Origin of the sequence: Corallococcus sicarius (assembly GCF_003611735.1) — a bacterium.
GTDB classification, from domain to species: domain Bacteria; phylum Myxococcota; class Myxococcia; order Myxococcales; family Myxococcaceae; genus Corallococcus; species Corallococcus sicarius.
Genome location: NZ_RAWG01000089.1, coordinates 19,564 through 30,708 on the forward strand (window position 1 = coordinate 19,564; position 11,145 = coordinate 30,708).

The window sequence follows — 11,145 nt, forward strand, 5'->3', positions numbered from 1 at the left end:
GGAATCGCGTTGGAATCGTCGCTGTCACGGCCCCGGAGCAGGCCCAGGAGACGCCCGCTTCCCCAGGAGCAGGTAGAGTGCGAAACCATGCACTTCGCTCTTCCGCGTCTGCTCGCGCCGCGGGCCCTGGTGGCCACGCTCACCGTCTCCGTCCTCACCGCCTGTGGCGATCCGAAGCCGCCGCCCACGCCGGATCCACCGCAGGTGACCCTGTCCATTCCGGAGCCCAACACGGCGGCGCCCACCCTGAAGATCCGGGTCCTCGTGTCCGGGTGCGACACGGTGTCGCAGCTGGCCATCGACGACCGGGGCACGTTCGTCAAGACGGTGCCCTACACCAGCGGCTCGATGGACTTCGAGATCGCGGCGAACGAGTTCAAGTACCCGAACGGCATGGCCGCGAAGCTGGCGCTGAAGGCCCAGGCCACCTGCAACGACGGGCGCACCAACGTGTCCCAGCCCCAGGCCGCCACGTTCCTGCCGGTGACGAAGGTGGTGAAGGACGCGGACCCCAACGGCCAGGTGGTGACGGACTTCTTCATCGCCGAGGGCGGCGGCACGAACGTGAACTTCATCGGGTGCGGCAACCCCACCACGGGCATCGGCACGCTGTTCCGCGTGGATGCCGCCGGCCAGCTCCTGAAGAGCGTGGAGCTGGGCCTGCCGTGCAGCCCCTTCACCGTCAACACGGATGTGAACCCGGCCACCGACAAGCGGTGGGTGTGGACGCCGGGCGTGGGTGCGGTGGCGGTGAAGAGCGACTTCACGCTCAGCGGGCGGACGCGGTCGACGTACTCGCTGGCCAACCTGTCCGTGATGGACAACGGCGACGCGCTCATCATGGATGAGAACAACATCGTGTCCCGGCTGAAGCACACGTCCAACAACGGCTCCACGCAGTGGGACTTCCCCTCGCCCTGGCCCATCATCGCGCCGCCCCTCCAGAAGGGCTCCGACGTGCTGGTGGCGTTCGTGAAGCAGCCGGACGTCTCCACGGCGACGGTGCTGCAGATCGTCGTCGCGCGGCTGGACGCCAACGGCACCGGCGAGATGAAGGACCCCGTGAGCGAGCGCGTCATCCTCGACTACAACGGCAACTTCTCCACGCCGCCGCTCGCGTCGTTCAGCCCGGATGGTTCGATCCTCTACCTGGGCTTCCCCTTCGGCAGCGGCCAGTCGCGCGTCCAGGCCTGCCGCACGGACATGAACGGCTGCGAGGGCTCCGCGCTCAAGTGGACCAGCGGCAACCTGCCCGTGCCGCTCCAGTTCATCCTCCCCTTCGCGGCCGGGTCGCGCGTGGCGGCCATCGGCGCGCAGCGCGTGTGGTTCCTGAATTCGGAGACGGGCGCCATCGCCAACAAGGACGGCAAGTCGGTGGACGCGTCCGGCAACCTGCGGGTCATCCAGGTGCAGCTCGGCCGGGCCACCAGCTCCGAGTTCTACCTGCTCAACGGCCCGGCGGTGGACGGCGCCCTGCCCCAGGAGATCGTCGCGGTGGACTCCGCCGAGAAGGGCGAGCTGTTCCGCTACGAGGTCTCCAGCAGCCTGTCGTGCTCCGTGGACAACGACAACCGCCTGTGGATGCGGACCGGCAACAACCTGGTCCAGGCCCTGCCCCTGGCCGACTACCGCAAGGTCGTCCCGTAGCGGAGGGACACCGTCAGGGCCGGTCGGCGACGAGGAGCGCTTCCACGTTGCCGGCGGGCCCGGGCACGGGCGAGTCCATCACCCCGCGCACGGCGAGCCCCTGCGCGCGCACGAACGCCGTCACGGTGTCGATGGCGTCCTGACGCGCGGCCGGGTCGCGCACCACGCCGCCCTTGCCCACCCGGTCCGGCCCCACCTCGAACTGGGGCTTCACCAGCGCCACCAGCAGGCCCCCGGGCGACAGGAACGTCAGCACCGACGGCAGCACCTGGGTGAGCGAGATGAAGCTCACGTCGATGACGACCACGCCCACCTTCTCCGGCAGGTCCTCCTCCGTGAGGTAGCGCGCGTTCACCCGCTCGCGGGAGCGCACGCGCGCATCCGTGCGCAGCTTCTCGTGGAGCTGGCCGTAGCCCACGTCGATGGCGTGCACCCGCACCGCGCCGTGCTGGAGCAGGCAGTCGGTGAAGCCGCCGGTGCTCGCGCCAATGTCCGCGCCCACCCGGCCCGTCACGTCCAGGCCGAAGCGGTCCATCGCCGCCTTGAGCTTCAGGCCGCCGCGCGACACGTACGGCAGCACTTCCCCCTTGAGGCGCAGCTCGGACTCCACCAGCACCTGCGCACCGGGCTTGTCCACGCGCTGGTCGCCCACCACCACCTGGCCCGCGAGGATGAGCGCCTGGGCCTTGGTGCGCGACTCCGCGAGCCCGCGCTCCACCACCAGCACGTCCAGCCGCTCCTTCTTCGACTTCACCGGGCCTCCTCTCCGAGCAGGAGCAGCGCCCGGCCCGCACGCCGCAGGCCCGCCGCGTCCAGGCCCAGCTGGGCACGCTGCACGCGCGCGTCGCCGTGCGGCAGGAACACGTCCGGCATGCCCAGGAGCCGCACCCGGGGAGCGATGCCCGACGCCGCGTACAGCTCCAGCACCGCGCTGCCCAACCCGCCCCGGGTGGTGCCCTCCTCGGCCACCACCACGTGCCCGCCCGCCGCGGCCTCCAGCAGCGCCGCGTCATCCAGGGGCCACACCCGGCGCGCATCCAGCACGCTCCAGTCCGGCTCGTCCCGCACGGCCTCCAGCGCCGCGAGCCCCAGCGGGCCCAGCGTCACCAGCGTCAGCCGGGGCGTGGCCGCGCGCTTCAACCAGCGGGCCCCCGACACCGGGGCGTCCCCCATCACCAGCTCCGGCGGCAGGGCTGGCAGCGTGCCGCGCGGGAAGCGCAGCACGGAGGGGCCCGGCGCCTGGAGCGCGGTGGTGAGCAGCGGCGCCAGGTCCTCGCCCACCACGGGGGCCCACTGCGTCAGGCCCGGCAGGGGCCGCAGGAAGGACACGTCGTATGCGCCCTGGTGCGTGGCCCCGTCCGCGCCCACGAGGCCCGCGCGGTCCAACGCGAAGACGACGGGCAGGCCCGGCAGGCACACGTCGTGGACCACCTGGTCGTACGCGCGCTGCAGGAAGGTGGAGTAGACGACGCACACCGGCCGGGCGCCCGCCGCGGCCAGCCCCGCGCAGAAGGTGACGGCGTGCTGCTCCGCGATGCCCACGTCGTGCACGCGGTCCGGGAAGCGCGCCTTGAGGCCGGTGAGCGCGGAGCCCTCCAGCATCGCGGGCGTCACCGCCACCACGCGCGGATCCCTCTCCAGGGCCTCGCCCAGCACCGCCGCGAAGGCCTCGCTGAACGTGGGCAGCCCGCCGCGCGAGCGCACGAGCTTGCCGTCGCGCCACTCGTACGGGCCCATGGCGTGGCCGCGCGTCTGCTCGTCCGCTTCGGCGGGGGGAAACCCGCGGCCCTTCTTCGTCAGCGCGTGCACCACCACCGGACGCCCCGACGCCTTGGCCTCGCGCAGGGCCTGCGTGAGCGCGCCCAGGTCGTGCCCGTCCACCGGGCCCAGGTAGGTGAAGCCCAGCGACTCGAAGAAGGCGCGCGCGTTGCGGGTGCGCAGGAGCGCGGGGATGGCGCCCACGTTCGCGCTGATGGACATCTGGTTGTCGTTGACCAGCACCACCAGCGGCAGGTGGCTGCCGCCCGCGTTGTTGAGGCCCTCGAAGCTCAGGCCACCCGTGAGCGCGCCGTCGCCCACCACCGCCACCACGTGGCCCCGGTGGCCCAGCTGCCGCCGGCCCGCGAGCAGGCCCAGCGCGGCGGAGATGGCCGTGCACGCATGGCCCGCGGCCAGCGCGTCGTGCGGGCTCTCGCGCGGATCCAGGAACGGCGCGATGCCGCCCGCCTGCCGCAGCGTGTGCATCCGCTCGCGCCTGCCGGTGAGCAGCTTGTGCGCGTACGCCTGGTGCCCCACGTCGAAGAGGAGCGCGTCCTGGGGCGTGTGGAAGACGCGGTGCAGCGCCACCACCAGCTCCACCGCGCCCAGCGATGCCCCCAGGTGTCCGCCCACCCGGCCGCACAGGGTGATGATGGCCTCGCGCAACGCCGCGCACAGGCCGGGCAGCGCGTCCTCGGGCAGCGCGCGCAGCTCCGCGGGAGACGTCACCCCGGACAGCACGTCCGGCATCAGGAGGTCCGCTCCACCGAGTAGCGGGCCAGGGCAGCCAGCGGGCCGTCCCCACCCTCCAGCGGACGCACGGCGGCTTCCGCCCGCGCCACCAGGTCCCGGGCCATGCGCCGCGACTCCTCCAGCCCCACCACCGCCGGGAACGTGTGGCGCCCGGCCTCCGCGTCCGCGCCCACCGGCTTGCCCAGCTGCTCCGCGCTCGCCGTCACGTCCAGCACGTCGTCCGCGATCTGAAAGGCCAGGCCCACCGCGTCGCCGTACGTCTCCGCGCTCCCGAGCGCCGCCACGTCGCCGCCGGCCGCCAGCACGCCCATGCGACACGCCGCGCGGATGAGCGCGCCCGTCTTCATCCGGTGCAGCCGCAGGAGGTAGTCCAGCGTCGCGGCCCGATCCTGCGCGATGTCCAGCACCTGTCCGCCCACCATGCCCGCCGCTCCCGCCGCGCGCGCCAGCTCCGCGCACAGCAGGCCGCGCACCGGCTCCGGCCCGGTGGCCAGCACCGTGAAGGCCTCCGTGAGCAGCCCGTCCCCGGCGAGCAGCGCCAGCGGCTCACCGAAGACCTTGTGGTTCGTGGGCTTGCCCCGGCGCAGGTCGTCGTTGTCCAGGCAGGGCAGGTCGTCGTGCACCAGCGAGTACGTGTGCACGTACTCCACCGCGCACGCGGCATCCGCGACGACGGCGGTGTCGGTGCTCGCCCGGGAGACGGCGTCCGCGAAGGCGAGGCAGAGCACGGGGCGCAGCCGCTTGCCGCCCGCGAGCAGCGAGTAGCGCATGGCCTCCGCCAACCGGGGAGGCGTGCCCGCGGGGGCCAGCCGGTCGGCGCGCTCGCGCAGCAGCGCCTCCACCCGCGCCTGACGCGAGCGCATGAAGGGGTCCAGTTCGAAGACGGCCATCGGCTTCACGGCTCCTGCGTCGCGTCGTTGGGGATGAGTTGGCGGATGCGCTGGACGAGCATGTCCAGGTCCAGCGGCTTCACGAAGTAGTCCGCGGCGCCGACCTCCATGCCGCGCCGCTTGTCCTCCGGGTCTCCCCGCCCGCTGATGAAGATGATGGGGATGTCCCGGAACTGCTTGTTCTGCTTCACGGCCTGACACAGCTCGAAGCCGTTGATCCAGGACATGTTCACGTCCAGGAGGATGGCGTGCGGCCGGTGCAATTCGAGCGACGCGACGAGCCGCAGCCCGTTCGCCGCGGACGTCACGTCGAAGCCCTCTGAGCCCAGGGCCTCGGCGAGCAGCTCGCGCGTGTCACGGTCGTCATCGACAATGGTGATCTTCGGCTTCGACATTCCCGTCCTCCACCCTTCCCCTGCCAACTAGAACGGGACGTCGTCCTCCGGTGGTGGACGGGCTGCGCCGGTCGCTCGGGGGGCAGCCTGGGGAGCAGGCCGGGCCGCCACCGCCAGCGGCGCGACGACCTCCTGGCCGTCCTCGTCCACGAGCAGCTGTTCGATGCGCTGCTCGGCCTCCGTGAGGAGCTTCTCGCCCCGGCGGACGAGGCGGATCCCCTCCTCGAACGCCTTGAGCGACTCCTCCAGCGACAGGTCGCCGCTCTCCAGCCGCGCCACCGTCTGCTCCAGGCGCGTCACCACGTCCCCGTACTGCTCGGGGGCCGCCTCCACCTTCTTTTCGGACTTCGCCACGGCCATCCACCTCCCCGAGCGGGGCGCGGAATGTAGAGGGTGGCCCGCTAGCAGTCCACCGGCCCTTTCAGGCCCGTGACGGTGGCTTCGATTTCTTCACACCCGCCCAGCGTCTTCGCCCCGTGGGCGGACAGCTTGATGCCCAGAACGTCGCCCACCGCCACATCCGCGGTAGAGCGCACCACGACGCCGTCCTTCTGCCGGAACGTCACCGCATAGCCGCGCGACATCACCTTCAACGGGCTGAGGGCGTCCAGCCGTCCGCCCAGGCGTCCGAAATGCGTCTGCGAGGAGGCCAGGGCCCCCCGCTGCAGCTCGAGCAGCCGCGAGCGCGCCGCCGCCAGCCGCGCCCGCTCGGCCGCGACCCGCGCCGTGGGCGAAACCCGCTCCAGGCCCAGCCGCCCGTCCGCCAGCGCGCCCCGCCGCCGGGACACCCCCGCGCGCGCCGCCTCCGACAGCCGCATGGCGAGCTTGAGCAGGTGCGAGCGCTGTTCCCCCAGCCGCGTCTGGGGCCGCGCCCGCTGCAGCCTCTCCTGAAGCGCGCGCAGCCGCTCGCGGTGCTCGCGGGCCTGGGGGCGCAGCACGCGCATCATCGCCTCCACCTGTTCGGACAGGTGCAGGCGCTGCTGGTTCACCGCGCGGCGGGGATCCGTGAGCCGCGCGGCGAGCTGGCCCTGATACTCGCGCAGCTCCAGCACCCGCCGCTCCATCGCCCGGCGCAGCCGCCCGGACTGCGTGGCCAGCGTCAGCTCCAGGTCCGCCAGCACCGGAGACAGCCGCTCCGCCGCCGCGCTGGGCGTGGCCGCGCGCAGGTCCGCGACGAAGTCCGCGATGGTGAAGTCGATCTCATGGCCGATGGCGGACACCACCGGCACGGGCGAGGCGAAGATGGCGCGCGCCACCCGCTCCTCGTTGAACGTCCAGAGGTCCTCCACGGAGCCACCGCCGCGCGTCACCACGATGACGTCCACGTCGGTGCGCCCCAGCCGCTCGATGGCCCGCGCCACGTCCTCCGCGGCGCCTTCGCCCTGCACGCGCGCGTCCGCCAGGAGCACGCCCAGCCGGGGGTTGCGCGAGTGCAGCACGCGCAGGAAGTCCTGGAGCGCCGCGCCCGTGCGGCTGGTGACGACGCCAATGCGCCGGGGCAGGAACGGCACGGGCCGGGGCGCCCGCACGCGCCGGTCGCCGATGAGCCCCTCGGCCGCCAGTCGCTGCTTGAGCTGTTCGAACGCGAGCGCCAGCGCGCCCTCACCCACCGGCTCCAGCCGCGAGACGATGAGGCTGTAGCGGCCCTGCGGCTCGTACAGGTCCACGCTGCCCTCGGCCAGGACCTCCATGCCGTCGCGCAGCGCGAAGCGGATCCGCCCCGCCATGGACGCCCAGACCTTCGCGTCGATGGAGGCGTCCGCGTCCTTGAGCGTGAAGTACCAGTGGCCGCGCGCGTTGGCGCCCCGGAAGCTGGACACCTCGCCGCGCACCAGGACGCGCGGGAAGCGCGACTCCACCGTCTGCTTGATCTGCCGGGTGAGCTCCCCCACCGTCAGCACCGTGCGCTCCGGGCGCGGCACCGACACAGGGGGAACCGACGGCGGTGGGAGCTCCGCCCTGGGAGGCACCCCGGGCAGCGCGGGCGGGGCCTTTTCCCCGGAGGCCTTCGCCGCCGGGGGGGCCGGGCGCAACGGCTGCAAGAGCGACGTGCCGAAGAGATCGCCCTGCCCCGGCTCCTCGGGGGGCGGCGGCTCCACGCCCTTGCGCTTCTTCATCGCGACAGCTTCTCGACCCAGCCCTGGGCCTTGCCGTGCAGCTCGTCGTCGGGCGGCGTCATCGCGACGACGTCGCGGAACTTGGGCAGCGCGTCCTCGGGGCTCGCGTCCTTGATGGAGTAGGCCTGGAGGTACAGGTCCTTCGCCTTGCCCTTGAGGTCGTTGACGATGTTGGCCGCGCCCGTGTGGTTGGGATCCGCCTGGAGCGCGCGGCGCGCGAACTCCATTGCACGCGACCACTGGCCCGCGGCCTTCGCGCCGGAGGCGCTCTTGTAGAAGGTCGTCGCCGCGCGGGTACCGGCGTTCTTCGCCATCTTGCTGCCCCGGCCGTCGGTGATGTCCTTGTCGAGCGCCAGCAGCCGCGAGAGCCCCTTGGCCTCCAGGTCCTCCAGCTTCTTGTAGAGGCCCCCGAACTCCGTCATCTGCGACATGAGCTGCTTGCACTGGGGCGTCTTGGCCGCGCACGCGTTGAGGATGGCCACCGCGCCGGAGATGTCGCCGTCGCGGAAGCGGTCCACCGCGGGCTCCCAAGGCTTGGGCGCCGCGACCACGCGGACGGGCCCCGGACGGGTCAGGTCCGCGATGATGCGCGCCGCCTCGTCGTTGATGAGCTTGCCGTCGCGGTGCTCCGGGAAGGCCGCGAGCACGTCGTCGGTGATGGCCTTCGCCTTCTGCACGGACTCGAGCTGGCGGGAGGCCATCAGCGTGTTGGCCTCCTTCGTGCGCTTGTCGGCGACGTCCGTCAGCGCCCTGCGCGCCGTCTTCACCTGCTCGTAGAGCTGCGTGTCGGCGCTCACCTTGGCGAGCGCCGCCTGCGCGGTGACGATCTCGCCCTTGTCCAGCGCCTTCTGGGCCGCCGCCAGGTGCCCCTGGTTGGGGATCTCCTTCTCCGCGGCCTTCAGGTAGTCGGCCACGCCGGGGTAGTCCGGGGCCTGGTTCTGGAGCTCCTCCAGCTTCGCCTTGGCCTGCTGCCACTGGCCTTCACGCACCAGGTTCTTGGCCTCCTGGAAGAGGCCTCCCAGCTGCTCGCGGTACAGGCGCTGCTCCTGTTCGATGCGGCCCCGCACCTCCTGCTGGTGCCGCATGCGCGAGCGCGCGACGCCCAGGCCCGCGAAGAGCAGCACCAGCACGCCCACGCCCGCGAGCTTCAGCCGCATCCGCTTGCGCTGCACCTCCGGCGTCAGCTCCGCGGAGGCGGAGGCGCGCGACGTCTGCGGGCGCGCGCGGCCCTCACCCCGGGGGCCGGGACGCGCGGGCACCGCCGTGGGGGCGCGACCGGCGGACGAGGACGGACGGGGACGGGGGCTGGAGGGCGCCTGCACCTTGGCGGTGCTGTTGGCGGTGTCCTCGTAGCGCAACTCCGAGTCGCCCATCGTGATGACGTCGCCGTTGGCCAGCAGCGTCTCGTCGGTGACGGGCTCGCCGTTGACGAGCGTGCCGTTGCCCGACTTCATGTCGCTGACCATCCAGCCCGCGGACTCACGGCGCAGCGTGATGTGCTTGCGCGAGACGGACGTGTCCTGCAGGCAGATGGGGTTGTCGGCGGAGCGACCGACGGTGTACTCCGCGTCGGAGAGCGGGAACTCCTCGCCCTCGCTGGGGCCGGCGATGACCACGAGCTTCGCGGGCTTCACCGCGGAGGCCCCCGCGGTCGGCCGGCGGACCGGCGCGCGTTGTCCGGTCCCGGATGAGGGCGTACCCGAAGTGGGCCTTCGGCGGGCTGGGGGAGGACCGTTCGACATGGCGTTCACCGCATCCTGCTGAGGGGGGCACGGGCCCTAAAGCTCGTGCTCATAGGCTTTTTCCAGCGCGAGATTGTGGCAGCGATGCTCGGTCGTAGGGAAGCGTCTCCGCACGTCTTCGAGGGTCGCGACCGCGTCACGGCGGCTGCGGTACTGGACGGCCCGTTGGAATTCGAGCATCAGCTGGCCGCAGCGGTGGTCCAGCTCCGTTGAAATCTGGGCGATCCGCTCCCGGACGTCTTCGTACAGGTCCGGCTTGTCGTCGAGCGCTTCCAGGGTGATCCACGCGGAGCGGTACTCCCGCCACGCCTTGAAGAGGTTCTCCGCGCCCACGTCCCGGAGCTCGTAGAACCGGGCGCCCGCCTTCACGGATTCCCTCGCCGAGGCGATCAGCTGATCCGGCGGCAGCTCGGGCACCGGGATGATCTCCAGGCGCAGGTTCCAGATGCGCCAGGTCTCGCGGCCGGGCGGGTTGAGGGCGTTGTCGAAGAGCAGCTGGTTGTTCTCGTTGCGCCGCAGCAGGCCCGGGGGAAGGACCTGCTCCAGCTCGCGCTCCGCCGTCTGGGCCGTGTCCGGCGGGACCCAGCCCAGGGACACGCCGTTGAGCGACAGGTTGACCTCGTCCTTGGAGATGTTGCTGGCCTGGTAGTGCAGCACGGCCACCGCGCGCGTGGGCGACATGAAGCGGAAGTCGAAGGCCTTGTCGTCCACGTGGGTCCAGAGCACGCGCTCGCCCAGGCCGAACGAGTCCGTCACCGGAGAGAGCCCCAGCTTGGAGGGCTCCCGGCCGGGCAGACCGAGCGAGGTGGGCGACACGACGGACAGCAGACCCACGACCGCCGCCAGCAGCACGAGGCCCGTCAGGGATGCATAGCCGATGCGGCGCGGCAGGGACTGGCGCTGCCAGAAGAGGACGACCTGACCGCCCAGGGAGCGCGCGAGCCGACGCCGCCGGCGGGCTTCGTCGGCCGCGGACGAGGGCTCGACCTTCGCGACGACCGTCACCGGGCCGGAGCGCACCGGCTCGGCGGAGGCGTCCAGGTCGGCGGGGCCGGACTCCGTGGCGTTCGCGTCCGCTGGGGAGTGCGCTGCCAGCAGGTCGGCCTCGCCCAGGAGCAGTCCGGGATCCAGCGCCGGGGGAGGCTCCGCCACGCCCCGGGGGTCCTGGGCCGCGAACGTCGCGGGTTCGGGCTCCAGCGGGGCGACAGGCGCGCTCGGAGGCGGGGGCGGCGCTACGGCGGGGGCCGCACCGGGCACGTCCTTGCCCACGAACGTCGGGGGCTCGGGCGCTTCGACGGGCGGCGCCGGGGAAAGGTCGGCGTCCTTTCCCACGAACGTGGGCGGCTCCTCGGAACCCGCCGCCGCGGAGGCGACGGCCCTGGGCGCGGACGCGCCGTGGAGCACGGGGGGCGCAACGAGCGGGCTGACGCGGGCGAGGGGCCGGAGATCGAGGACGGTGTGCTCCTCGGGTTCGTCCGATTCTCCGAAGGGCGGTTCGGCGGCCTCGGCCGGGGGGGCCGTGAAGGCGGGCTCCGGCAAGTCCACCGCGGAGATCGCCATCTGCGTGCGCTCCTCCGGCTCATCCGAGTCCACCAAGGGCAGTTCGGCAGCCACCGCCGGGGCGCCCGTGAAGGTGGGCTCCGGCAAGTCCACCGCGGAGATCGCCATCAGCGTGCGCTCCTCCGGTTCGTCCGGGTCCACCGGGGAGAGGCTCGCCGGGGGCACGACCAGCGGCGGGAACGGAGCGGCCCGAGCGGCCGGCGGCGGCGGCATGAGCCCGGGAGGCGACAGCACGGGAAGGCCGGGAGCCACGGGCGCCGGCACCAGGGGCGCAGCGCTCCGG

The 11,145-nt window shown here is 72.8% G+C and carries 9 protein-coding genes; 1 reads left to right on the top strand and 8 read right to left on the bottom strand.

The genetic code is table 11. The features are described from left to right. Positions 1 to 87 precede the first annotated feature (87 nt). A complete protein-coding gene (locus D7X12_RS16040) occupies positions 88 to 1,647 on the top strand; it encodes a hypothetical protein (RefSeq protein ID WP_120626139.1) in 1,560 nt (519 codons plus the stop codon). A 13-nt stretch (positions 1,648 to 1,660) separates the two neighbouring features. Here D7X12_RS16040 and D7X12_RS16045 read toward each other — a convergent pair whose 3' ends face one another. The 8 genes from D7X12_RS16045 to D7X12_RS16080 all read right to left on the bottom strand — a co-directional run. Then, positions 1,661 to 2,401 (bottom strand): TlyA family RNA methyltransferase, encoded by a 741-nt coding sequence (locus tag D7X12_RS16045; RefSeq protein WP_120626140.1) that lies wholly within the window; start codon positions 2,399 to 2,401, stop codon positions 1,661 to 1,663. Next, the gene (locus D7X12_RS16050) at positions 2,398 to 4,155 is read right to left on the bottom strand and encodes a 1-deoxy-D-xylulose-5-phosphate synthase (protein WP_120626141.1); all 1,758 of its coding nucleotides are present in this window, start codon (positions 4,153 to 4,155) and stop codon (positions 2,398 to 2,400) included. The genes D7X12_RS16045 and D7X12_RS16050 overlap by 4 nt, the downstream gene beginning before the upstream one ends. Next, on the bottom strand, positions 4,155 to 5,048 hold the full coding sequence (locus D7X12_RS16055) for a polyprenyl synthetase family protein (protein WP_120626142.1): 894 nt from the start codon (positions 5,046 to 5,048) through the stop codon (positions 4,155 to 4,157). Before D7X12_RS16055 ends, D7X12_RS16050 begins: the two co-directional genes overlap by 1 nt. Before the next feature lie 5 nt (positions 5,049 to 5,053). Continuing rightward, positions 5,054 to 5,443, bottom strand: coding sequence for a response regulator (locus D7X12_RS16060; RefSeq protein WP_120626143.1), 390 nt, complete (start codon positions 5,441 to 5,443; stop codon positions 5,054 to 5,056). A 27-nt stretch (positions 5,444 to 5,470) separates the two neighbouring features. After that, positions 5,471 to 5,803: an exodeoxyribonuclease VII small subunit gene (gene xseB, locus D7X12_RS16065; protein ID WP_120626144.1), complete on the bottom strand. Its 333-nt coding sequence runs from the start codon at positions 5,801 to 5,803 to the stop codon at positions 5,471 to 5,473. A gap of 41 nt (positions 5,804 to 5,844) precedes the next feature. Beyond that, positions 5,845 to 7,560 carry an exodeoxyribonuclease VII large subunit gene (gene xseA / locus D7X12_RS16070; RefSeq protein ID WP_120626145.1) on the bottom strand — a complete coding sequence of 572 codons (1,716 nt, stop codon included), beginning with the start codon at positions 7,558 to 7,560 and terminating at the stop codon, positions 5,845 to 5,847. Continuing rightward, the gene (locus D7X12_RS16075; RefSeq protein WP_439329372.1) at positions 7,557 to 9,194 is read right to left on the bottom strand and encodes an FHA domain-containing protein; all 1,638 of its coding nucleotides are present in this window, start codon (positions 9,192 to 9,194) and stop codon (positions 7,557 to 7,559) included. Before D7X12_RS16075 ends, xseA begins: the two co-directional genes overlap by 4 nt. Before the next feature lie 144 nt (positions 9,195 to 9,338). Continuing rightward, the coding region (locus D7X12_RS16080; protein WP_208719073.1) for a hypothetical protein at positions 9,339 to 11,145 on the bottom strand (1,807 nt) is incomplete at its 5' end.